Origin of the sequence: Anaerococcoides asporogena (genome assembly GCF_029590275.1) — a bacterium.
Taxonomy (GTDB): domain Bacteria; phylum Bacillota; class Clostridia; order Clostridiales; family Clostridiaceae; genus JG1575.
The window spans coordinates 2,142,662-2,166,241 of sequence record NZ_CP120965.1; the positions used below are offsets into that span (position 1 = coordinate 2,142,662).

Here is a 23,580-nt window from a genome sequence, read left to right on the forward strand (position 1 = left end):
ATGATCGTGGGGCTCCCCCTCACCAGGGTGTGATCTGCCCGGCTTGATCCCGGATTCCGGACTTCTCACCGGACGAAACCGCACTTGCGGTTCATGGTGTGCGACTATTTTTTCAGCTTGTTGGATTACGGCATCCCCGATACCTTGTGGCGCCAGAATTCGAAGGGATTCATTCGGCAGGCTGATGGAAGCGGATTCCACCCCTGGAATTTCCTGAATTTCCCGTTCAATCTTAGCGGCACAGGATGCTCACGTCATGCCGTAAAGTCTAATGTTGATTGTATTCATGGTGTCCTCCTAATTCATACAGTCTTACTCTGATTTAATTATATCCTGAAATCCTCTCAGTTAGTCATTCCCCTGTCATTTGCGACTAATTCGCACAGATGCCGGAATGGGCGGCCTTTGCCTTGCATCCTGGCGTGATATAATAGGAGCATATGGTCCAAAGGAGAGCGATATGAGTAAAATACTAGTCATCGAAGATGAAGTTTCCGTTTTGGAAGCCATTGAAGCCTATTTGAAAAAAGAGGGGTATGAAGTGAAAACTGCCACCCGCGGCTATCGCGGTCTTGAGCTGTTTGAACAGGAATCCTTTGATCTCGTCATTTTAGATCTGATGCTGCCCGACCTGTCCGGTGAAGAAATTTGCCGCAAAATCCGCAAAAAAAGTTCCACCTATGTCTTCATGCTCACTGCGAAATCAGCACTGGAAGACCGCATCCAGGGGTTGGAGATGGGCGCAGATGAATACCTGGTCAAGCCATTCTCTCCCCGGGAGCTGACAGCCCGCATCAATGCCCTGTTCCGCCGCTTGAATGAACCGGTGGTCAATCCAAATACTTTTTCTTACAACAACGGGGAACTCATCATCGACAAGGAGCGGCGCGAAATCCGGCTTCGCGGTGAAAACGTGGCCCTGACCCCCATTGAGTTTGATATTTTGGAAATCCTGGCTTCCAATCAGGGAGTCGTCATGTCTCGGGAACTGCTTATAGAAAAAGTACTGGGCGTGGATTTTGATGGTGTGGACCGAACCATCGATGTCCATATTAAGAACATCCGAAAGAAAATTGAAGAGGACACCAAGAATCCGAAATACATCCTCACCGTTTTTAAGCTGGGTTATAAATTCGGCGGTGATCTGTAATTGAATACCATCCGTTACAAACTGGCGGTAGCCATCACGGTATCCGCTCTTCTGGCATTGATCCTCACTTACATCATCATCAACTTCAACATCAACCGTCAGTATTCCATCTATATACGGGCCAACCAGGAGTCCAGAGATGAACGAATCGTCGGGGAATTCCGGGATGCCTATGTATCAAACGGAAAAACCGGCTGGACGGTAGATTCCGGTACCAGCGTCATTCGGGAAGCATCCATCTCCGGCTTTTCAGTCAAGCTCGAAGACCGGATGGGCAAAGTAATCTGGCAGTTGGAACCGGAACTGGTCCTGGCTCAACTGACCACACGTCAGCCGGAAGGATCGCCCCCTTTGAATCTGGAACAGTTTAAATTCACCCGCCATCCGGTTCTGGTTGACGGCGACACCGTCGGATACGTCACCATCGGACAGTTTACACCCTTGTTAATCTCAAAGAATGAAGAACAGTTTCTGTTCAGCCTGACGCTGTCCGTACTGGCCAGCGCTATCATTGGCTCCCTGTTAATTTTCCTGTTCTCTTTCTTCCTGTCCAATCAGCTGTCAGAGCCGATCTCTTCCATTGCGTCGACGAGCTTCATGCTCTCTCAGGGTAACTTTAAAACCAGAGAAAACCTGAAAACCGATATTGTGGAAATTGAACAGCTGCGCCAGAGCATCAATGTTTTGGGAGAAAAAATGGATCAGCAGGATACCCTGCGCCGCCGACTAATATCCGATATATCGCATGAACTGCGAAATCCGCTGAATGTTCTTCAAATGAATCTGGAAGCCATGATTGACGGAGTCGTCCCAATTTCGCCGGATCGTCTGTCCTCCCTCAACAATGAAGTCATCCGTTTTGGCAAACTTCTGGGCAATTTGAATGTCCTGAAGGAATTTGAAGCAGAATCCAATACCCACCAGTACAAGGAAGTAAACCTGCGCTCCCTGTGCCAGGATATCTACAATAATTTCCTGGGGGTCGCCAAGGAAAAGAATATCCACCTGTCCTTCGAGTTTTATCGCAGAGATCGCTACTACATCATTGGCGATTACCATTCCCTCTACCAGGTAGTCATCAACCTGCTTCACAACGCCATGAAGTTTACTCCGGAAAACGGACGGATTTTTCTGACCCTGAAAAAAGACGCCACCTTTACCTACCTGGACATACGGGACAATGGCGTTGGCATCCCATCCGAAGATCTCCCCTATATTTTCGAACGATTTTACCGGGTTGACCGCTCCCGGGAAGAAGTCGAGGGATCAGGCATCGGTCTTACCATTGTCAAGCGGATCATGGACAATCACAAGGCGATGATCCATGTCACTTCCAAGGTTGGCAAGGGAACAACCTTTACCTTGAAATTCAGGAATGCTCCTCCCCCAATATCAGAGGAGGCCAATAGAAAAACAAATGGACAGCCATCTTGATGGCTGTCCGAACCTTTTCATTCGCTTTACTTTTTCTCTTCTGACATTACCTGGCTGACATAATCCTCTTCGACCTCAGGCAGGCTCATCATGGCGTTGAGCATTTCCTGAAGCTTCGATCGTACGTGGCTGATCTCCTTATCTTCCAAAGGAATCCGGCAACGGACCTTCTGAGGGACTGCTTCTGCCTTTTTCAACAGCTCCTGGCCACTTTCTGTCAGGTAAATCAACAAATTTCGTTCGTCTTTGAAGTCACGCTTCCGGTCAATCAGCCCTTCAACTTCCAGCTTTTTCAGCAAGGGAGTGAGTGTGCCGGAATCCAGATTCAAGCTTTTGCCCAGATCTTTTAATGCGATGCCGTCTTTTTCCCAAAGTACGATCATCACCAGATACTGGGTATAGGTCAAGCCTAGATGGTGCAAAAACGGACGGTAAATTTTCGTGATTTCCCTGGACAGGGCGTAAACCGCAAAGCAAAGTTGGTTTTCGAGTTTTAATGACTCATTCATCGAACTTGTTCCCCCTGCTTTTGGATTGATTTCGTCCTGCTATTATTTTACACTTTATTCAAATATTGTCAAATTAATAACTACGTTGTGAAATGACGGTAAATATTTGCTTAATTATAAGTTCCCGCCCACCGCCACCTTGGAGTGTTTCTCCAAATCAGCCTGAGCTCACAAAATATCACAAATTTCGTTGACAAGGAGTTAATAAATTGCTTATAATAATAAAGTAGTTTTCAAGAGCAAAGGGGTATAGTTCAATGGTAGAGCAACGGTCTCCAAAACCGTTAATGTGGGTTCGAGCCCTGCTACCCCTGCCAGAAAGAACCGAAGCAAACGCTTCGGTTCTTTTTATCTGCTTAACCTCACGGCGGCTCTGTTGCATGTCAACCATAGCCTTGCCCTGTTGTTTTTCTTCTCTCATAATTGTTTTGACCTGCTGATCTGGTGTATGGTATTTTTCCGAGGGCGGAACATCGGCCCATGCTCAAAAACAGAAAGAAATTTCTCGGACTAAAGGTGTTCCACCATCCGCCACTGATTCGTCCGGTGACTGTAGTTCAGGATTGCGGATTCAGTGTCCGAAAATTCAATGCCGAATTGTGTTTCTTTCTGGTTACGCATCTCATAACTAATTTTTCGGATATCCCGCTCCCGGTATTCTGCCGAAGCAAGATCGTAATAGCGGATTCTGCGAGGAATGATTCTTCCCTGGATAAATTCAGCAATGACTTCCATATTGATCTGACCTGCTTCCATGGCGTTCTCCTTTCAACTGATCTGATACCACTATTATAGTACATGCGTTCGATTATTGGAACTGGATTTTTCACAGGGAGAGCCTGCCGAAAGATCTTCTCCCTTGCCACAGGAGCCCCTAAGGAAATGACTGTAAATTAACAACTCTTTTCTCCAATTTTAATAATGACACTGTTATAATAAGCTATCAAACGATCATGCGGAGGTGTTCCATGAACCTGTCCAGGCTCATTCTAGACCAAACTCATCACGCTGCAGCTCTGATCGGATCTGGTGGGAAAACCATGCTGATCCGGATTCTGGCCAGAGAAAACCGCTCCCAACGGCGCGTACTGGTTTCCAATACGATCAGTATGGAGCGCATCCCAGAGAAAGAGATCGACTTTGTCGATTATGAATTCCGGCAGGATTATTCTTTATGCGAGTACCCCAAGCCGGGGGTCTACGTTCTGGCTTATGACCTGGACCAGGACAACACCATGCGGGGATTGCCCCTGGATGTTCTCGAGCGTCAGATGGAGTGCTTTGACTTGTGTCTGATTGAATGTGACGAATCCAGACAGCGCCCCGTCAAAGCCTGGCGCCCCAATGAACCGGATCTTCCGAAGACCACGGATGTCACAATCGCAATATTGGATATCGGTTGTCTGGGTCTCAAGATATCCGTCGAAACCGTCCATAATCTCGATGTCTTCTGTGATTTAACGGGCAAAAAGGTTGGGGATATCATTACTCGGGAAGATATTAAGAAACTGGTGCTGCATCCGGATATGATGTTCCGCAATGCGAAAGGTACCACGGTTCTGTTCATCAACAAGGTGGAGAATCCGATAACCGAAGAATATGCCCGGGACCTGGCACGTGAAATCGCAAAGTCCCCCGCCTCACCGGACCGAATCATTATCGGTTCGTTATTAAACGAAACCTACGAATTAATCTAGGAGGTACCTGCCCGTTGAAACATATCATGCTCAGCGACATCCATGGCAATCTGGAAGCTCTGACCGCTGTATTGGAAGACTGCGGGCCGGGTCAGCTCTACGTACTGGGCGATATCATTGGCTACGGAGCGGATCCCGGCAAGTGCGTGAAGCGAATCCGCCAGTCCGAGGCCATCGTCATCCGAGGAAATCATGAGCAAGTCCAGCTGGACTGGAACGAATTGAAACATTTCAATCCCTTAGCCAGGGAATCTGCTGAATATACCCGAACTAGACTTAGTCCGGCCGATCACGACTGGCTCAGTCAGCTGCCTTATGAATGGAGCGATGACGCCATCTACCTCTCTCACGGCTCGCCCTACGGAGCCCAGCGGTTTTACTATTTAATGCCGGGAGACGTACGTTCACCGTACCTGACGCTTTCCCTGTCCAAACTCGAACGACTGGGACTGGGGCTGGCGTTTCATGGCCACACCCATATTCCGGGTTATTTTTTTATTAAGGATGGTCGCCCAGTCTTTCTTTCACTGGCGGAAGACACCGTTGTGAAGCTTGATTCCAAGGCCCGTTACCTTATCAACTGCGGAAGCGTCGGCCAGCCCAGAAACCACAACCCGAAGGCTCAGTACTTGATTTACGATGATGAAACCTTTACCCTTGAAAAGCGCTCTGTCGCCTATGATGCCGCCCTGGCCGCTGAGAAGATCCGGTCCGCCGGACTACCTTCTCCCTTGTGGGAGCGAATCCTTCAGGGAATCTAAAAACCTGTATGCGTTATGGCGCATACAGGTTTCATTGTTACCTGGGCAAGCTTCCGATCGAAGGAAAGATATTTCGGTTCAGGCCGACTTATCGCAGTCTCGAATTAATTCCCCAGGGGCGAAATCGCATCCTGAATCCGCTCAAAGTTAAAGAAGAATGATTCCACCAGAGTCTCTGATGGGTCATACAGCGTAATCCGAACCGGAATCAGGCGATACTTTGTAATGTCATCCGCATATTTCTGCAGGGATACATCATCTGAATAAAGAAAGATCCGTTTTTCAGCGCCATTTAGAGCAGTTGGCTGAGAGGCATTGGACAGATTCAGCGATTCTTCACTTAACTTGCGCTCGATAAAATTGGTAATCAGCAGCGGATCCTTGCGATATTCTTTCACCACATACGCAGTCAAATCCGAGTCCACAACGAACACCAGCTGATCCTCGTCAGACATAAAGTCCTTGACGCGCCCCTGAAAATCATCGATTTTTCGGGAAACGGCAACGAAGCGTTCATCATATTTCTGTTTTCTGGCCGGATCCATTTCCTGCAGCGAATTTTTAATGCTGTTCAAAGCAATCTTATAATTCGTCGAATTCATCAGGTAATAGTAGTTTTCATGATCCAGTTTATTGATTTTATGCCGGAGAATATCAATGCCCCGAGAAATATTCACGACATTCACTTTGTTCTTGTCGATTTTTTCCGTAAACTCCCGAATAAATGGTTCATAGCTGGCACCAACATAGAAAAATGCCTGGTAGTCCCCTTCAGTCATCATTTCTGGATTCGGAACAATGCTCCGGAGATCTGATTCGGATTCCGTCATATATCGAATAGTATGCTGACCTTCAGATAATGAATCAATCATATCTGCTACAATCTTCGCTGAAGTCAGGATATTCAGATTTCGTTCCCGGGGCCCGGATTCAGACGATGTCATACCCTGCTGGGTCTGGCTTTCTCCGGTCTGGGCGCAGGCTGTCAAAAAAATCCCTGCCATCAGGATCAGTAAGCCGGATTTTAATATTTTCATTGATCTTTCCCTTTTCCACGTGTTTCCTGTATTATATACTAGCAAGAAATTTTTTAGTTTACAAAAGTATGAAAATAGAGCAAAGAGAGCAAACCAATGAATTATATTACGAAATCCACACAAGAAACCATGCGGTTGGGAGAACAGCTGGCCTCCTGTCTTCGAGCCGGCGATGTCCTGCTTCTGGACGGAGACCTGGGTGCCGGCAAGACCCACTTTGTCAAAGGACTTGCCCGGGGATTGGGTTACGGGGGCGATGTCAGCTCCCCAACCTTCACAATCTTAAACAGCTATCCCCTCCCGAGGCCGATCCCCGGCCAACTGAACCATTTCGATGTCTATCGGGTTCACGAAGAAGATGAAATCCTTGATCTTGGCTTTGAAGAAATCATCTACAGCACCGACATCAGCGTCATCGAGTGGAGCGACCTGATTGGAAGCATCCTGCCTGATGACTTTTTGAAAATTAACCTGTCCCTCGGAGAGTCGCCCGATGAGCGTAAAATTGCCATGAACTGGAGTACATCCCAGTCTGAAAGGAGCCTGCCCCATGTTGATACTTGCCGCTGATACCTCTGGGTCCAACTGCTCCGTCGCCCTGATGCGCGATGAAGAGCTGCTGGCAGAGTACAATATGAATTTTGGAAAACAGCATTCCGTGCTGCTGATGCCAATGATCGAGGACCTGATGCAAAAAACCGATGTAACCCCGCGGGATTTGACTCATCTGTGCGTCAATCTCGGACCTGGTTCCTTCACCGGTCTCCGCATTGGACTGTCGGTACTTGAGGCAATGTCTTATGCCTTGAATATCCCGTTGTACGGCTATCACTCCTTTGCGGCATCCGCCCAGTCCCTGAAGCATTCAGACCGGAATATTCTGATTCTGCATGACGCGCTGAAACAGACGTTTTACAGCGCCGCCATCCAGAATACCCCGCAGGGTCAAACGGAACTGCTCAGCCCCGAGGTCAGGGATCTGGCTGAACTGAAATCCCATTTCAGGGAAGGTGAACCTCTCCTCATTGCAGGCGACGGGCTGATCAAATATCGAGAAGCGATTCAGTCCGCATTCCCTCAGGCCAGACTGGCAGAGGATTCCGTCATTCAACGGGCATCCAACCTGGCCAGATTATGCAAGTCCGATGTCGACCGCCAGATTCCACCCGGAGATACCACTTTGCCCCGCTACATGAGAAAGCCGCAGGCACAGCGGGAGTATGAGGCCAAACATGGACACGTTCTCGATTCATAGGATGGAGGAGCAGGATCTGGAGGCCATTCATCAGATCAATGCTCTGAGTTTTTCATCACCCTGGTCTCGGGAAGCGATTCAGGCAGAGCTGCACAATGAGCAGGCCTATTACCTGACAGCCCGGGCGGATGGCCAAACGGTAGGCTATGCCGGTGCCTGGCTGGTGTTTGATGAAGTACAGATCACCAATATCGCGGTTCACCCTCAAATGCGGGGTCGGGGAATTGCAGGCCGTCTGCTCCAGGCATTGATTGAGGATATGAGGGAGCGCAGCATGGCCGTCATGTTTCTGGAAGTCAGGGTATCAAACCAGGCTGCCATCCGGCTGTATGAGTCGGCCGGTTTTCAGTATGCCGGCTACCGCAAGGGCTTTTATCCTGATAAAGAGGATGCCCACGTCATGTCTCTGAAACTGCCCCAGTCAGAAAGGTAACTCAGCTATAACATATGGAAAAAGAGCCCGCAGGCTCTTTTTTTTCACGTTCAGGGAATATTTCAGTATGTATTTTTCTGACTGTTCGGATGGCCTATTTCTTCCCCATATGATTTTTAATGGTCACTGATGTGACCGAAAGATTTGGTCTGGATTCAATGTTATTAATGAGCAGGTCGGCGATATCTCTGGGATCCATCAGTCGGGCTGTTTTCTCCGCCGGAAAGATTCCGTCCCAGAATTCTGTATTCATACCGCCCATATAGGCTGCCATCACCCGGATATCCGTATCTTTCAGCTCCACCTGAAGACTTTCGGTAAATCCTCTTACTCCAAATTTGCTGGCACAATAGACGGATTCTCCGGCTTTCCCTTCCTGACCGGCGGTGGAAATGATGTTCACCAGAATTCCCTGATTTCGCTCCTTAAAATGAGGCAGGACCGCCTGGGAAGTGAAGATAGTGCCCTTGAGATTGGTGTCAATCATTTCATGGACGGAGGACTCCATGAGCTCCTGTGCCGCTCCCAGCGCGATGACGCCCGCACTGTTGATCAAAACATCAATCCTGCCCCGCCGGTCCAGGATTGATTGAATCACGTTTCGAATCTGGGCCACCTGCGAGATATCCGCCTCAAAGCAGTCCCAGCTTCCCACAAGGCTTGCCGCCACGGTCTGAAGCTTATCCTCGGTTCGACCAATCAGACACACATGAGCCCCCTTTTCAGAGTATTTCCTCACCAGGGCTGCCCCCAGTCCGCTGCCAGCCCCTGTGACGACAACTGTTTGCTGTTCCATTGCATGAACCTCCTTGGGTAAATACTATATCCCTATCATACCATTCGTTCAGAGTGGAGGGTTGATTGCCATCTTCCAACCTCTCTGGATGAAATCCTGTCTGAACTTTTCTCGATTCTCTCACTTCTCTCGCTTTTCTTGCTTCTGTAGCTTCACTGGCTACTCTCACTTCTCTGGCTACTGGCTGGTCTGTCTTCTCTGGCTACTGGCTGGTCTGTCATCTCTGGCCACTGGTATCTCTGAGCTAACTGCTGTCACCTGTATGCGAAAATTCGGAAAAGTTGTGTCTCCTACATGTTCACTTCTCGCCTGATTGCGCAGATCGGTCTAATTCCGCTCAAAGAACCACCCCGTCCCCTTCCGGCTCAAGGCCTTGGTGGGACGGGGTGGTGATGAATCGGCGATCACATGGATCGACTTCTTTTTACGATATTCTGATCAGCAGGGGCTTAGTTGGCTTTGCGCAGACGAGTATTTTCCAGCTGGCTGACTGATTTGGAAGATTCCACTTTCAGAAACCGCTCAAGTCTGGAATACAAGAGCGCGGACAGCAATGCGACTGAAACACCCTTGATCGCATTGAACAGAGGAACCATCCTGTAAAGGTACGTCTCATAGGCTGCCTGACCTCCGGGGAATTCACCGGGGAAGAACAGCGGAACCAGAATGAATTTGTTGGCCAGTACCGCCGCAAGGGTAAAGCCAAGGGTTCCGAGCAGCAGACCAGTTACCAGACCGGTGAGGTTGCGGTGCTTCTTATAGACCAGGCTGACAACAACAATCATGGTGGAGATCACGATAAAATTTGCAATTTCTCCGACTCCGCCGGTGCTTGATTTGGTTGCGAACAGGATCACCTGCAGCAGTGCGGTGAGAAGCACACCGGTTCCAGGTCCCAGCGCCAGTGCGCCAAGCAGGAGCGGCACCATTGAAAAATCAAGTTTGAGCCATGGCACGGACGGAAGAATCGGGAATTCAAAGTAAGTGAAGATGAAGGCAATGGCGACAAGCAGAGCGCCTTTCACGGTAACTTGGGTGGATGTCCTGGTGTTTAACATAATAAAACCTCCTGAGATTTGATATCTTCAGAAGTAGAGTGACAAAAAAACCCCGGCAAAATGCCAGGGCTTCGATTATCATACTAATCTCTTCTTTCATCCAGACTATACTGTCGGCTCCGTAGTTGCAACGGATCAGCCTGTTAAGGCTCGCGGGCTATACCGCCGGTGGGGACTTACACCCCGCCCTGAAGATATTTATTTATTTTACATCTGTATTATATTACATGCGATCGAATCTGGCAACGGGTTCGTGAAGATTTCATCAAAGCTCTGTCGAATTGAAAACCATGATCTGAATCCGGTGTTGAGGCGCAGGCTCCGACTTTTTTGACCAGAATCCAGCCTCAATCAGCGCTTAGCGGTTTTTCCCATTCCCTTCATGGAAAGCGAAATTCGGCGCCGGCCCAGATCAACTCCGATGACGCGGACTTCAACAATGTCTCCGACCTTGACGACTTCCATGGGATTTTTGACAAATCGGTCGGCCAGCTGACTGATATGGACCAGGCCGTCCTGATGCACTCCGATATCCACGAATGCGCCGAAATCAGACACGTTGCGGACAGTCCCCTGCAGGATCATGCCTTCTTCCAGATCCTTCAGTTCCAGGATTCCGGTCTTGAAGATTGGCTGCGGCAGCTCCTCCCGAGGATCCCGGCCGGGCTTCATCAGCTCCTTGATAATATCCTGGAGCGTTGGAATTCCTGCCTTTGTTTCTTCACTGAGTTTGCTCATCGGATAGCGGTCTGCCCTGGCTTTGAGGTCATCCAACCCGCCGGAACGCACGTCAGACTTCTGATAGCCCAGCAGCTCCAGCAGCTCACGGGCTACATGATAGGACTCCGGATGAACCCCGGTACGGTCCAGAATCTCGTCGGATTCAGGCACCCGCAGGAACCCGGCACACTGTTCAAATGCCTTGGGGCCCAGGCGCTTGACCTTGGACAGCTCTTTCCGGGACTTGAAGCCGGAGACCTCATCCCGATAAAGAATAATATTGTCAGCCAGGGTCTTGTTAATTCCGGATACATAGGTTAACAGGCTCGGTGTGGCGGTATTCAGATCCACGCCCACACTGTTGACGCAGTCTTCAACGACGCCGGTGAGAGACTCATCCAGCTTTTTCTGATCAATATCATGCTGATACTGACCAACGCCAATGCTCTTGGGATCGATCTTGACCAGCTCCGCCAGCGGATCCTGGAGCCGACGGCCGATGGAGATCGCTCCGCGGACGGTAACATCCAGGTCAGGATATTCCTGAGTCGCCAGCTGGGAAGCAGAGTAGACAGATGCTCCTGCCTCGTTGGTAACTACATAGCCGACCTCGATCTGATCTTTCTTCAGTTCGGCAATCAGCTGTGCCAGAACCTCTTCGGATTCCCGGGAGGCGGTCCCGTTGCCAAGGGAGATAACTTCCACCTTATGTTTCCGAATCAGCGCTTTCAGCGTGCGAATGGTTCCCGCCACGTCGTTGCGCGGCACTGTGGGGAAAACCGCGGTGGATTCAAGGTATTTACCGTTTTCGTCCAGCACTGCAATCTTGCAGCCCGTGCGGAATCCCGGATCATAACCCATCACGCGTTTGCCTTTGACCGGTGCCTGAAGCAGCAAGGCTGACAAGTTCTTGGAAAAGACATCAATGGCCCCTGCTTCTGCTTTTTCGGTCAGCTGATTGCGGACTTCGCGTTCAATGGAGGGCCAGATCAGGCGCTTCAGGGAATCTTTGACTGCCCGGACCAGATAGGTCCGATTCTTGCTGTTGATTGTTTCCAGATGATCCAGCATATGGTCTTCAATGATCTGCTGATCCAGTTCGATGCTGACTTTCAGAACCCCTTCCTTTTCCCCGCGGTTCAGCGCGAGGATGCGGTGACCGGGGATGGCGCGGATCGGTTCATTGAAATCAAAATACATCTCGTAGGGTGAATTTTCGCCAGATCCGGTGGAGGTGATGGCTGCCAGCTTCTGAGCATAATCCCGAATCCATTTCCGGTTCTCGGCATCGTCTGAAAATTGCTCCGCCAGGATATCCAGGGCATAGGCGATCGCTTCGTCCTCCGACTTGATTCCCTTCTCCTCGTCCACATACTCCTGAGCTGCCGGCAGAACTTCGCCTTGCCCGGCCAAAATATAATCTGCCAGTGGCTTCAAACCCTTCTCCATCGCGATGATCGCCCGGGTCCGCTTCTTGGGCCGGAAAGGACGGTAGATGTCATCCAGTTCCGTCACCGTCGAGGCCTGACGCAGGGCTTCCAGAATGTCTTCGGTCATATTGCCCTGTTCTGTAATCAGACGCTCGATATCCTCCCGCTTGGCATTGAAATTTCTCAGGTAGGTCAGCCGCTCAGAGAGTTTACGCAGAACTTCATCATCCAGTGAACCGGTTTTTTCTTTCCGGTAACGGGCAATAAACGGAACCGTGTTGCCTTCGTCAAGGAGCGCAACCACTGCCTCTACCTGCTCCGTCCTGATCCCCAGTTCCTGTGCGATCTGTTCTTCCAGTCTCATCATTCCTGTAAATCCCCCTGTACTCTGGCCTGTAAATAGGCATTAATAAATAAATCGATGTTTCCGTCCAGCACCCCGTATACATCGGTGGTCTCAGCCAGGGTGCGGTGGTCCTTCACCATCTGATACGGATTGAACACATAGGATCGAATCTGGGAGCCCCAGCTCATGTCTTTCTGCTCCCCGGTCAGCTCTTCGATCTTTTCCATATGTGCCCGTTCCTTGAGTTCAACCAGCTTGGACTTTAACAGGTCCATGGCGACTTCCCGGTTGTTGTGCTGGCTGCGTTCATTCTGACACTGTACAATGATGCCGGTGGGCAGATGGGTGATCCGAACCGCCGATTCGGTTTTGTTGACGTGCTGGCCGCCTGCACCGCCGGACCGATAGGTGTCGATCTTCAGGTCATCCGGATTAATCTGTACATCCTGATTCTGTTTCAGTTCGGGAAGAACCTCCACCGAAGCAAACGACGTCTGGCGCTTGCCGTTGGTGTTGAACGGGGAAATTCGCACCAGGCGATGGATTCCCTTTTCACTTCGCAGATAGCCGTAGGCATACTCTCCGGTGATCTTGATCACCGCTTCCCGGATCCCAGCTTCCTCGCCATCGAGCTGGTTCAGCAGCTCTGTTTTAAAGCCCTTCTTCTCAGCCCAGCGCAGATACATGCGCATCAGCATCTGGGTGAAGTCCTGAGCGTCCGTACCGCCCACCCCGACATGGAGATTCAGGATGGCGTTATTGGCATCATAGGGTCCGTCCAGATGAAGCTGCAGCAGGTATTGGTCCAATGCTTCGTCCAGTGCCAGATAATCCTTATAGATTTGTTTCTCGGTATCTTCGTCATCTTCGGACAGTTCGGCCAGCACCTGAATATCGCTGAGCTGTTCCTCAAAGGTCCTTAGATTCTTTAACCGGTCTTCCAGTCCGGCCGCCTCCTGACTTAATTCACGGGCAGACTCCGGATCATCCCAAAAGGTCGGCTCCGACATTTTCATGTTCAGCTCCGACAACCGCAGGGTCAGTCTTGGGACGTCAAAGACTCTCCTTTATCGAATTGATTTTTTCTTCCTGCTCATTGATCTTCTGCAGGGCTTCGGCTAACTTTAAATACATTTCTTTCACCTCTTGAGCTGTTTGGATATCTGTAGATTCTGTGTGGAACATACAAGGTCATGAATAAAGGAAACAATCGGAATCGGTCTGGACCAGGCTGCGGCTCAGATCCAGTCCTGGATGGCACCAGTCGCTCTCTGCCGGTCGAGCCGGAGATCAGCCGTTTCTGACTCCATCATCTTCTGGGGGGCACGGAAGGGAACCCTGTGTCAGAGTTCCCTTCCATCCCATGTTAAGAATCCGGGTTAACCCCGTTCTGTGCGACCGTGGCAATTTTTGTATTTTTTACCCGATCCGCATGGACACGGATCATTGCGGCCGACCTTTTTATCCTTCCGGACTTGGGGTGTATTGGGCAGAGAGTCATCCTGGTTGGTTGCCGTTTCTTTGGCAACCTGTTCCCGCTCAATGTCTTCCTGTGTCCGGATCTCAACATTCAGGAGGAACCGAGTGGTTTCCTCGTCGATGGTGTCGATCATCTCGTTGAACATGTCAGTCCCCTCAAACTGATAGGCCTGTACCGGATCCTGCTGCTTGTAGGCCCGCAGTCCGATGCCTCGTTTGAGTTTGTCCATGTTGTCGATGTGATCCATCCACTTGTTGTCGACAACCCGAAGCAGGACGACCCGCTCCAGTTCCCGGATCTGTTCCGGATACTTCTGTTCCTTTTCATGGTACTTGACCATGGCGGCTTCAATGTAATGAGCTGTGATGGCTGCCTGATCCATCGCCTGCAGGTCCTCCGCCGGCGTTGGTTTGGCCTGAGCTACCAGAATCTGCATAAACCGTGCCAGGTTGGCATAATCTTCGCGGGTGTCCTGGCCATCCTGCAGAAAACGCTGAACGCTGTTCTCCACCGCGCGAGCGATCATGGACTGGATGCTTTCGGAAATGTCATTGCCCTGCATGACTTCACGGCGCTGACGATAGATAATCTCACGCTGCTGATTCATGACATCATCATATCCCAGCAGAGTCTTACGGGCATCAAAGTTGTTGCCTTCCACTTTCTTCTGGGCATTTTCAATGGCACCGGAAACGAGCTTGGATTCAATCGCCTCGTCATCTCCCAGCCCGAGCTTGGAAACACGGGATTTGAGGGTTTCACCACCGAAGATCCGCATCAGATCGTCATCCAGCGAAATGTAGAACCGGGATTCTCCGGGGTCTCCCTGACGGCCGGAACGGCCGCGCAGCTGATTGTCAATCCGGCGGGCTTCATGGCGTTCCGTACCCAGGATCTTTAATCCCCCCAGTTCCTTGACTCCTTCGCCCAGCTTGATGTCTGTTCCACGTCCGGCCATATTGGTTGCGATGGTAACCATGCCTCTTTCACCGGCATGTGATACAATCTCAGCTTCCTTGTCATGATAGCGGGCATTGAGAACCTGGTGCGGAACGCGTTCCCGTTTCAGGAGTTCCGATACCAGTTCGGACTTTTCCACAGAGGTCGTACCAACCAGAACTGGCTGGCCTTTCTGATAAGTCTCCACAATTTCCTGAATCAGTCCTTTGTATTTTCCTGCTACCGTCTTGTAGACGACATCCGGATGATCCAGTCGAACGACCGGCATATTGGTCGGTATGACAATAACGTCCAGGTTATAGGTGGATCGGAATTCATTTTCTTCCGTCAGAGCTGTACCGGTCATACCCGAGAGCTTCTGGTACATCCGGAAATAGTTCTGGAACGTGATCGTTGCCAGAGTCTTGGATTCCTTCAGAACATCCACGTTCTCCTTGGCTTCGATGGCCTGATGCAGTCCGTCGGAGTAGCGCCGGCCTTCCATCAGACGACCCGTGAATTCATCAACAATGATGATTTCGCCGTCCTTGACCATATAGTCTTTATCTGCCTTGAACAGATAATTGGCTTTCAGAGCCTGGTTGATATGGTGCTGCAGCTCCATATGCGCGGTATCTCCGAAATTGTCCAGGTTGAAGTAACGCTCCACCCTGGTAATGCCGTCCTCTGTCAGAATGACGGAATGAGCCTTCTCATCCACTGTGAAGTCAGCCTCATCCTTGAGCCGTTTCACGAAGAGATCAGCGACCTTGTACATCTCCGTACTCTTGTCCCCTTCGCCGGAAATAATCAGCGGGGTTCTGGCTTCATCAATGAGAATGGAGTCGACTTCATCCACGATGGCGAAATTCAGCTTGCGCTGAACCATTTCTTCCTCGTAAACAACCATGTTGTCTCTCAGATAGTCAAATCCGAACTCATTGTTGGTTCCGTACGTAATATCGCTGTGATAGGCATCGCGCCGTTCCTGGTTGGTCAGGCCATGCAGGATAATCCCGGTGGAAAGGCCGAGGAAGTTATAAAGCTGCCCCATCCATTCACCCTGTAATTTCGCCAGGTAATCATTGACCGTAACGACATGGACGCCATTGCCGGTCAGCCCGTTGAGGTAACACGGCAGCGTGGCCACCAGCGTTTTCCCTTCACCGGTTTTCATTTCCGCGATACGTCCCTGATGCAGGACGATTCCGCCGATGAGCTGGACATCAAAATGACGCATTCCCAAAACGCGCACTGATGCTTCGCGCACGGTGGCAAAAGCTTCCACCAGAATATCATCCAGTGTTTCGCCCTGAGCCAGGCGCTCCTTGAACTCAATTGTTTTATTTTTCAATTCATCATCGGAGAGCTTTTGATACCCGCTTTCCAGGGCGTTGATCTTCTCCACCATCGGGTAGATCCGCTTGACTTCCCTGTCCGAGTAAGTTCCGAAGATTTTATTCAGTATTCCCATTTTTTCCTCCGTATACGGTTTATACGCACTTTTTCACAAGCTATATTATACCACCTTACACCCTTGAGGGGAAATTATGACCTATATCCATTCAATCATAACAATTATTCAATCTGAAACATTTCATTCAATCCAGTCTGCTGTCACATCCTGGTGAAAGCATAAAACCCCCTGAACCATCGCGACCGGCAGAAAACCGCTCTTCAAGGGATGATTCAGGGGGATCTCATACTGCAGGGCAGACACTGAGGGCGACGGATGTCCAAGGTGGGCTCTTCTGCATCAATCAGCCTCGATGAATGATCACTCGTTCCTCCAGGGGCTTGATGTCCTTTTCCTTTGGTACATCCACTGCCCGGCCAAAGGGCATCTGAGCGTACAGCTTCCACTGGTCCGGTATATTCCATTCCATCCGAACCCGTTCGTCGATCAGTTCATTATAATGCTGGAGCGAAGCACCAATCCCCTCATCCGCCAGTGCCGACCAGACTGCAATCTGGTGCATCCCGCTGGTCTGGGCTGACCAGACTGGGAAGTTGTGGGCGTACTTGGGGTACTTCTCCTCCAGCTCTCTGACGATTGCCCCATCCTCATAGAAGAGTATGGTACCATAACCGCTTTGGAACGACGTTTCAACTTTCTTCAAACCTTTGGCATATCCGGCTTCCGAAGCAGTTTTCTTCATTTCTTCCAAAGTGATTCGCCACAGCTTCAGATGGTCCTCCCCAAAGAGAAGGACTGCCCGGGAGGATTGGCAGTTCATCGGTGAAGGCATGGTCTTGAATATATTGCCAATCAGCTCTGCGAGCTGGTCATCACTGATCGGAATGTCAGGCTTCAGCTCATAGCGTGATCTTCTTTTTTTAAGTCCTGTAAGGATCGCATTCATAACGTTCTCCTCCTGCGCAAATTTGCCAAATTTTAGTTCTGATTTCCGCCGCTGTGATCAACAGCAGATGCTGGCTGTTTCTTCTCATTTTAACCCCCTCCATTCAATTGAGCAATCGGCCGATCATTTCGGCGAATGAAGGGAGCGCCAGATCTTGCGGAATATCTCCCTCAAGGACTAAAACGGAGCCGGCGTTCACCGGCTCCGTTATCCATATCTGATTATTTACTGGTAGATCTTGACGAAGGCATCCGCATCCGGGTAAGCTTTCTCACCTGGCTCCGCAACAGGTGCTCCGAAGGGCATCTGGGCAACCATTCTCCAGCTCGCCGGGATGTTCCATTCACTCTTGACTGAGTCCGAAATAACTTCGTTGTAGTGCTGGAGAGAAGCACCCAGTCCCTCTTCTGCCAGTGCATTCCAGATTGCAGACTACAGCATTCCGTTGGACTGCTCGGACCAGATGGGGAAATTGTGGGCATAGGTCGGAAACTGCTCCGCCAGACCGGTGACCACGGAGTTCTCTTCGAAGAACACCACAGTTCCGAAAGAGTTCTGGAAACTATTGATCTTCTGTTCCGTCGGGCCAAACTGATCCGCCGGTACAATCAATTTGAGTTCCTCTTTGGTGATCTCCCAGAGCTTATGGTTCTGCTCCCCGAACAGGACAATCACGCGGTGCTGCTGTGAGTTGAAGGCGGAAGGGACATATTTGACCGCGGTCTTCACAATTTCGGAAACTCGGGCTTCTGAAATCGGCGACTTCGGGGAAATGGCGTACTGGGATCTTCTCTGGCTGATGGCGTTTAATACTGTGTTCATATTGTTGGTCTCCTTAAGATTTCGTATTGATTTACTGTATTTTGATGTATTTTGATGTATTTTGATGTAACTAAGTTACTAATCGTCTTTCTGTTACCATTCGTAACCTCTAATCTGATTTAAACATAACTGATAATGATTGTCAACTGGAGCTTAGCTTGTTTTTATAACTTTTTTATTTTATAACATATGCCAAAGGGTGCGATCCCACACCGGATTCCGCCAAGAATATGGGGTTCGTCCACTCCCGTCTGACGATCAGCTCATTGCCAGCTCGATCACCAGGATATGAGAAGTTGTACGCGCTTTGATGGTAAAATCCTCTTCCTGGCTTTCCACGGCATTCTTCCCGCCAACCAGCTCACCGTTAATGACCGACTCGCCTTCCATCTGAATCAGATAAGCCTGCCGGCCGGCACCTACCGCAAAATAAGCTTCCTTGCCAGCCTCCAGGCTGATGACATGGAATGCGGCATCCTGATGAATCCGGATCGGCGCCTGCCCGGTTTGCGATGAAACCAGCGGGAACCAGCGATTGACTCTGTCTTCCCAGGGGAAGCGATATTCGCCGTAATTTGGCTGATGATTGCGCTGATCCGGAAATACCCAGATCTGAAGGATTCGGAGCATTTCGTCTCCCCGGTTATGTTCGCTGTGATAAACGCCGGTTCCGGCACTCATATACTGGACCTCGCCTCGTTTCAGTACGCTTTCATTGCCCATGCTGTCCTTATGAGAAAGTTCTCCCTCAACGACATAGGAGATGATCTCCATATCACGGTGCGGATGCTTCTCAAAGCCGGTGTGGGGATGAATGAGATCGTCATTGATGACGCGCAGTGCGCCAAACTGAACTTTCTCCGGATTCCGGTATTCAGCAAACGAAAAATGAAAAATACTCTGCAGCCAGCCCAAATCACTGCTGCCCATGGTTTTATGATCTATAACCTTCATTGGTTTCTCCTTTGTTTCGCATTAACTATTGTTATTTATCATTCGTTGATTACTTTATGTAACTAATGTTAATATATCAGGTTCTCCCGATTGATGTCAACCTCTTTTCTTGCCCTGTCAAAATCTCTCATTTGTTCAAACCCTGATTATCTGCCTCAACGTCATCTCACAATCCTTATCGCCTGATTTCCATCGTTTGATTTTTATCGCCTGATCATCATCATTTGATTTCCCTTGCTTCACTACATACGACGATGCAGAGATTAGGGAATGGCTTCAACTGACAAGACCCGATCCCGGCAGCTCCGGGATCGGGTCTTGTGAAGGTCTGTGTAAATTGGATCAGTACCGCCCCACTGGAGGCTGGAGTTCCTCCGGCAAGGGGCAGCGATAGGCTCCGCCGTTCTGTTTGCGCACAAATTCCTTTGCCCTGGCGATCACTTCTGGCTGCTCCATCGTCTTCACTGCGGCCAGAGCCATCACGCGGGCCGCCGTCAGCATCCCTTTCCGGGCCAGGGAACTCCCAGACTGTCCCGTCATCTGCCAGGTGTGGCCGACATTACCAATGAATGCTGCGGCTACATTGAAATTCACCGTGGGGGCGACATAACAGACATCCCCTACGTCCGTTGAGCCGGACACGTAGCGGGTCGGACCTGCCGAATAAGGATGAACTTCGGTGTCCAGCGGATTGCTCTGGATTTCTGCCAGCCGGTCCTCGCCGAACATCTCCCGAATTGATTCGTTCATGCTCTGACGGGTCGTCTCGCTGAAACTGTCCCGATAGGCTCGGGCAAGCGCAAAGTCTGCTTCATCCCAGGGCGGAGCACCGACCTCCAGGAAGGCTTCGCTGGCAATGGCTGCCAGCGGCTCATTGGGAATATAATCCGAAAAGCCCATGGTAATCTCGTATTCTGTCTGGGTGCCCGTCATGAGAGCAGCTCCCCGCGAAACGTCAGCAACCCGCTCAAACAGCTCCTTGACCTGACTGACTTTGGGCGAGCGGACTTCATACTTGACGGTGGCCCGATCCTGGACCACATTGGGAGCTGTGCCGCCGGCATAGGCATAGGCGTAGTGAATCCTGGCTCCGTCGATCATATGCTCCCGCAGGTAATTGACCCCGACACTCATAAGCTCGGCCGCGTCCAGTGCGCTCCGCCCCAGATGAGGCGTACTTCCGGCATGCGCTGTTATCCCTTTGAAACTGAAATTCGCGCCCATGATGGCCACCGTCCGGGTGGACTGGACTTGATTGAGATCTGACGGATGCCAGGTGTAAATAAAATCCACCGGATCAAATACACCGGCTCGGGCCAGAAACTGCTTGCTGCCGGCCCCTTCTTCCGCGGGACAGCCATAATATACGACGGTTCCCGACAGTTGATTGGATTCCAGGTATTCCTTGAGTGCCAGGGCAGCTCCCAGCGATCCAACACCCAAGGCATTGTGCCCGCAGCCATGACCGGCAGAGCAATTCCCCAGGGGTCCGGGCTGGGTGAGTCCTGCCTGCTGACTCAGGCCATCCAGGGCGTCATACTCTCCCAGAAATCCCATGACCGGGCTGCCCTGCCCCCAGCGGGCAATGAAAGCTGTCGGCATGAGGGCTGTCCCGGTCTCGACGGCAAATCCTTCGGCTCCCAGCGCCTGCTGAAGCAGCGCCGCGGATTCGAATTCCTCATAGGGCAGCTCTGCCAGGTGCCAGATCCGGTCGCTCAGATCCAGCAGGAGTTCGGTTTTGCTGGTGATTGTTCGATCAATTTGTGTCAATGGTCTCATCGCTTCTTCTCCTGATCAGAGCATCTTGCTCAAAAATTCTTTCGTACGGGGATTTTGCGGGTGGTTAAATATCATGTCCGGTGTCCCCTGTTCCTGAATGACTCCTTCATCCATAAACAGAATCCGGTCGCTCACCTCACGGGCAAAGCCCATTTCATGAGTGACAATAACGATGGTCATGCCAGTCCGGGTCAGTTCCTTGATCACGTCCAGGACTTCCTTGACCATCTCCGGATCCAGTGCGCTGGTTGGTTCATCAAAGAGCATGACCTTCGGATCCATGGCCAGGGCACGGACAATCGCCAGACGCTGCTTCTGGCCCCCGGAGATCCGGGTGGGGTATTCATCCCGCTTGTCGAGGAGACCTACCCGGTCCAGCAGCTCGCTGGCTCTGGCTTGTGCGTCCTGCCGGGACATTTTTTTCTCCAGCATTGGTGCCAGCGTAATGTTGTCGATGACCTTGAGGTGCGGAAATACATTGAACTGCTGGAACACCATGCCAATGTCCTGCCGGTGACGATCCAGATCTATGTTCTTGTCCGCCAGATCAACGCCTTCAAACAGGACTTTGCCTGAAGTAGGGCGTTCCAGCAGATTCAGGCACCGTAAGAATGTACTCTTACCGCTGCCGGACGGGCCGATGATGGAGACAATTTCCCCTTCTCGGATCGTCTCACTGATATCCTTCAGAACTTGCAGCTTGCCAAAGAATTTATTCAGGTGCTCAACCTGGATCAGTGCTTCAGGCTTCATTGCGGGCCAGCCTCCTTTCCACCAGATCAAGCCCTTGTTCCAGCAGCTTGATCAAAACAAAGTAAATCATTCCAACAATGATGAGCGACGGCACGGCCAGAAACGTGGCGGATTGGACTGTCTTGTAAGATGTCATCAGTTCGGGCACGAAAAAGACGGAAGCCAGTGAAGTCTGCTTGACCATATTAATGTATTCATTGCCCAGAGCCGGCAGGATGTTCTTGACTGCCTGAGGCAGGACAATGGTCCGCATCGTATTAACCGCGGTAATTCCCAGGGAGCGGGCTGCTTCCACCTGGCCCCTGTCCACCGCCTGAATGCCGGCCCGGACAATTTCCGCCACATAGGAACTGGCGTTGATGATCAGGGCAATAATGATGCAGGCCATGTCGGAGATGTCAAAAGGAAGGACTTTCGGCAGGAGCAGCCAGAAGAAATACAGCTGCAGGAGAATCGGGGTTCCACGCAGAACACTGATATAGGTTCCAGTGATGAGATGACAGATCCTAAACCGGGAAAGCTTCATGATTGCGATGACAGTTCCCAGCAGCGTTGCGGCCAGTACAGTCACCGCGGCTAAAGACAAGGTTCCCACCAGACCGTCGATATAAACATAATTGTATTTGTTCCAGAGCTGGATCAATGTATCTAGCATTTTACCTCACCTTATCTTTTCATCGCTGCAGCCTTCAGCGTCATTACAGACCGAGTTTTTTGGCGTATTCGGAATAATCGTTGTACCACTTTTCGTACTGCCCGGAGGCCAGCAGCTCGGCAATGATGCGATTGACTTCAGCCGCCAGTTCTTCCTCTCCGAGCGGGATCCCCACCCGGGTTCCGTCCAGAGCTTTGTCCACTGTAAATTCAAATCCCTGAACAATTTCCAGGCCGCAGCCCTTATTCGCATCAATGTAGAGCTGCGCCATGGATTTGGCAACGACGATGGCGTCCGCTTTGTTTTCCTGAACCATCAGCAGGCCGTCTGTGGTTGAGGAAACCCGCTTCAGCTCTTTTTTCACCGGAATCTGGTCGTTGGCAAAGAGTTCCTGCAGCGAGCCGGACTGAGCCACCACCACTTGATTCGCCAGATCGGCAGCCGATTTGATGACTTCCTTGTCTTCTGAGCGGATCACCAGTCCGTAGCCCGGTGAATCCTCGGAAAAGTAATAGCCATCGGACAGGATCATCGCCTGAGCCCGGGCCGGCGTGTAGGCCAGTGCGCTGATGGCCAGATCATACTTACCTTCCGTAATGCTGGAGAGAACGGCAGAAAATTCAAGCGGAACGATCTCCAGCTCGACGCCGAGCTTCTGAGCAATATACTTCGCCATTTCAACGTCGCTGCCGACGTACCTGTCATCCCCGGTCTTGGATGGGTCGATAAACTCATTCGGCGCAAAGTATGGCTCCATCGCCACCGACAATACCCCTTTGGCTTTGATGGCTTCCAGCCGGCTGGCGTTTTTCCCAATTGACTGAGCCGGATTAAGAGACGAACAGCTGCTCAATATCCCCATCATGACCAGTCCGGTGATCACGCTCACCAGGTTCTGTTTCCATTGCTTTTTCATTTGGTTTTTCATTTGTTTCTCCCCTTTGCTTGGTTTTAGTTCATATTTCCTGGTATGGTTCTGATCGAATCGACTTCTATCGAGCTGTTCTGTAATTCGTATGATGCATGTTCCTATGCCCTCCTGTTTCTTGAGTCCATCTGTCTCGAAAATCCGCCTCACTCTGAGTCCAACGGTCTTTATTGTTCGGTCTGAGACAATCAAAAAGCTCCCGTTCTCTGGCCATCTATGCCAGAGGACGGGAGCGCTGCTCACGTGGTTCCACCTCTCATTTATCGACACCTCACGATGTC

At 50.6% G+C, this 23,580-nt stretch carries 21 protein-coding genes, 1 tRNA gene, 2 pseudogenes, 1 riboswitch and 1 other annotated feature (1 of these 26 running past the window's edge); of the genes and pseudogenes, 8 read left to right on the forward strand and 16 right to left on the reverse strand.

All coding sequences use genetic code 11. The features are described from left to right. Nucleotides 1–168: 168 nt before the first annotated feature. A pseudogene (locus P6M73_RS16835) lies at nt 169–237 on the reverse strand (heavy-metal-associated domain-containing protein); the annotation flags it as partial. A 223-nt stretch (nt 238–460) separates the two neighbouring features. Here P6M73_RS16835 and P6M73_RS09910 point away from each other — a divergent pair. Both P6M73_RS09910 and P6M73_RS09915 read left to right on the forward strand, forming a co-directional pair. Then, nucleotides 461–1,150 (forward strand): response regulator transcription factor, encoded by a 690-nt coding sequence (locus P6M73_RS09910; RefSeq protein WP_277852898.1) that lies wholly within the window; start codon nt 461–463, stop codon nt 1,148–1,150. Beyond that, nucleotides 1,151–2,584, forward strand: a complete 1,434-nt coding sequence (locus P6M73_RS09915) for a sensor histidine kinase (RefSeq protein ID WP_277852899.1) — start codon at nt 1,151–1,153, stop codon at nt 2,582–2,584. A 26-nt stretch (nt 2,585–2,610) separates the two neighbouring features. On the opposite strand, the gene P6M73_RS09920 is transcribed toward P6M73_RS09915, so the two are convergent. Next, nucleotides 2,611–3,093: a MarR family winged helix-turn-helix transcriptional regulator gene (locus tag P6M73_RS09920; protein WP_277852900.1), complete on the reverse strand. Its 483-nt coding sequence runs from the start codon at nt 3,091–3,093 to the stop codon at nt 2,611–2,613. 243 nt (nt 3,094–3,336) lie between these two features. Here P6M73_RS09920 and P6M73_RS09925 point away from each other — a divergent pair. Then, a tRNA-Trp gene (locus tag P6M73_RS09925) sits at nt 3,337–3,410 on the forward strand. 193 nt (nt 3,411–3,603) lie between these two features. On the opposite strand, the gene P6M73_RS09930 is transcribed toward P6M73_RS09925, so the two are convergent. Further along, entirely contained in the window at nt 3,604–3,849 is a 246-nt protein-coding gene (locus P6M73_RS09930; protein ID WP_277852901.1) for a hypothetical protein, read from the reverse strand. A gap of 212 nt (nt 3,850–4,061) precedes the next feature. On the opposite strand from P6M73_RS09930, the gene yqeC reads away from it, so the two are divergent. After that, nucleotides 4,062–4,790, forward strand: coding sequence for a selenium cofactor biosynthesis protein YqeC (gene yqeC, locus P6M73_RS09935; RefSeq protein ID WP_277852902.1), 729 nt, complete (start codon nt 4,062–4,064; stop codon nt 4,788–4,790). 14 nt (nt 4,791–4,804) lie between these two features. After that, nucleotides 4,805–5,551 (forward strand): metallophosphoesterase family protein, encoded by a 747-nt coding sequence (locus P6M73_RS09940; RefSeq protein ID WP_277852903.1) that lies wholly within the window; start codon nt 4,805–4,807, stop codon nt 5,549–5,551. 104 nt (nt 5,552–5,655) lie between these two features. Here P6M73_RS09940 and P6M73_RS09945 read toward each other — a convergent pair whose 3' ends face one another. Further along, the gene (locus P6M73_RS09945; protein WP_277852904.1) at nt 5,656–6,588 is read right to left on the reverse strand and encodes a metal ABC transporter substrate-binding protein; all 933 of its coding nucleotides are present in this window, start codon (nt 6,586–6,588) and stop codon (nt 5,656–5,658) included. Between the two features lie 96 nt (nt 6,589–6,684). Between P6M73_RS09945 and tsaE the strand changes: the two genes are divergently transcribed. The 3 genes from tsaE to rimI are packed head-to-tail and all read left to right on the forward strand — an operon-like array spanning nt 6,685 to nt 8,276. Further along, on the forward strand, nt 6,685–7,158 hold the full coding sequence (gene tsaE / locus P6M73_RS09950) for a tRNA (adenosine(37)-N6)-threonylcarbamoyltransferase complex ATPase subunit type 1 TsaE (RefSeq protein ID WP_277852905.1): 474 nt from the start codon (nt 6,685–6,687) through the stop codon (nt 7,156–7,158). Beyond that, nucleotides 7,139–7,843, forward strand: a complete 705-nt coding sequence (gene tsaB / locus P6M73_RS09955; protein WP_277852906.1) for a tRNA (adenosine(37)-N6)-threonylcarbamoyltransferase complex dimerization subunit type 1 TsaB — start codon at nt 7,139–7,141, stop codon at nt 7,841–7,843. The genes tsaE and tsaB overlap by 20 nt, the downstream gene beginning before the upstream one ends. Continuing rightward, on the forward strand, nt 7,821–8,276 hold the full coding sequence (gene rimI / locus P6M73_RS09960) for a ribosomal protein S18-alanine N-acetyltransferase (protein WP_277852907.1): 456 nt from the start codon (nt 7,821–7,823) through the stop codon (nt 8,274–8,276). The genes tsaB and rimI overlap by 23 nt, the downstream gene beginning before the upstream one ends. A gap of 94 nt (nt 8,277–8,370) precedes the next feature. Here the strand turns inward: rimI and P6M73_RS09965 are convergent, their stop codons facing one another. The 12 genes and pseudogenes from P6M73_RS09965 to P6M73_RS10020 form a co-directional block, all read right to left on the reverse strand. After that, a complete protein-coding gene (locus P6M73_RS09965) occupies nt 8,371–9,072 on the reverse strand; it encodes an SDR family oxidoreductase (protein ID WP_277852908.1) in 702 nt (233 codons plus the stop codon). Between the two features lie 449 nt (nt 9,073–9,521). Next, the gene (locus tag P6M73_RS09970) at nt 9,522–10,130 is read right to left on the reverse strand and encodes an ECF transporter S component (protein ID WP_277852909.1); all 609 of its coding nucleotides are present in this window, start codon (nt 10,128–10,130) and stop codon (nt 9,522–9,524) included. Between the two features lie 84 nt (nt 10,131–10,214). Then, nucleotides 10,215–10,330: riboswitch (FMN riboswitch) on the reverse strand. A gap of 151 nt (nt 10,331–10,481) precedes the next feature. Then, complete coding sequence (locus tag P6M73_RS09975) at nt 10,482–12,647, reverse strand: Tex family protein (RefSeq protein ID WP_277852910.1); 2,166 nt, start codon at nt 12,645–12,647, stop codon at nt 10,482–10,484. Beyond that, nucleotides 12,644–13,760, reverse strand: a protein-coding gene (gene prfB, locus P6M73_RS09980) for a peptide chain release factor 2 (RefSeq protein ID WP_277852911.1) whose coding sequence is annotated in 2 segments (ribosomal slippage) — nt 12,644–13,681 and nt 13,683–13,760 — 1,116 coding nt in all. Because the reading frame shifts where the segments join, the coding sequence is not laid out codon by codon here. The genes P6M73_RS09975 and prfB overlap by 4 nt, the downstream gene beginning before the upstream one ends. A gap of 245 nt (nt 13,761–14,005) precedes the next feature. Further along, nucleotides 14,006–16,519, reverse strand: a complete 2,514-nt coding sequence (gene secA / locus P6M73_RS09985; protein WP_277852912.1) for a preprotein translocase subunit SecA — start codon at nt 16,517–16,519, stop codon at nt 14,006–14,008. A 286-nt stretch (nt 16,520–16,805) separates the two neighbouring features. Beyond that, nucleotides 16,806–17,408, reverse strand: coding sequence for a nitroreductase family protein (locus tag P6M73_RS09990; RefSeq protein ID WP_277852913.1), 603 nt, complete (start codon nt 17,406–17,408; stop codon nt 16,806–16,808). A gap of 225 nt (nt 17,409–17,633) precedes the next feature. Further along, a pseudogene (locus P6M73_RS09995) lies at nt 17,634–18,230 on the reverse strand (nitroreductase family protein). Nucleotides 18,231–18,488: 258 nt separating this feature from the next. Continuing rightward, a complete protein-coding gene (locus P6M73_RS10000; protein WP_277852914.1) occupies nt 18,489–19,184 on the reverse strand; it encodes a pirin family protein in 696 nt (231 codons plus the stop codon). Nucleotides 19,185–19,526: 342 nt separating this feature from the next. After that, nucleotides 19,527–20,963, reverse strand: a complete 1,437-nt coding sequence (locus P6M73_RS10005; protein ID WP_277852915.1) for an amidohydrolase — start codon at nt 20,961–20,963, stop codon at nt 19,527–19,529. A gap of 15 nt (nt 20,964–20,978) precedes the next feature. Next, complete coding sequence (locus tag P6M73_RS10010; protein WP_277855759.1) at nt 20,979–21,701, reverse strand: amino acid ABC transporter ATP-binding protein; 723 nt, start codon at nt 21,699–21,701, stop codon at nt 20,979–20,981. 4 nt (nt 21,702–21,705) lie between these two features. Further along, nucleotides 21,706–22,371 (reverse strand): amino acid ABC transporter permease, encoded by a 666-nt coding sequence (locus P6M73_RS10015; protein ID WP_277852916.1) that lies wholly within the window; start codon nt 22,369–22,371, stop codon nt 21,706–21,708. A 43-nt stretch (nt 22,372–22,414) separates the two neighbouring features. Further along, the gene (locus tag P6M73_RS10020) at nt 22,415–23,299 is read right to left on the reverse strand and encodes a substrate-binding periplasmic protein (RefSeq protein ID WP_277852917.1); all 885 of its coding nucleotides are present in this window, start codon (nt 23,297–23,299) and stop codon (nt 22,415–22,417) included. A gap of 219 nt (nt 23,300–23,518) precedes the next feature. Continuing rightward, nucleotides 23,519–23,580, reverse strand: a binding site (T-box leader) (it continues 191 nt past the right edge of the window).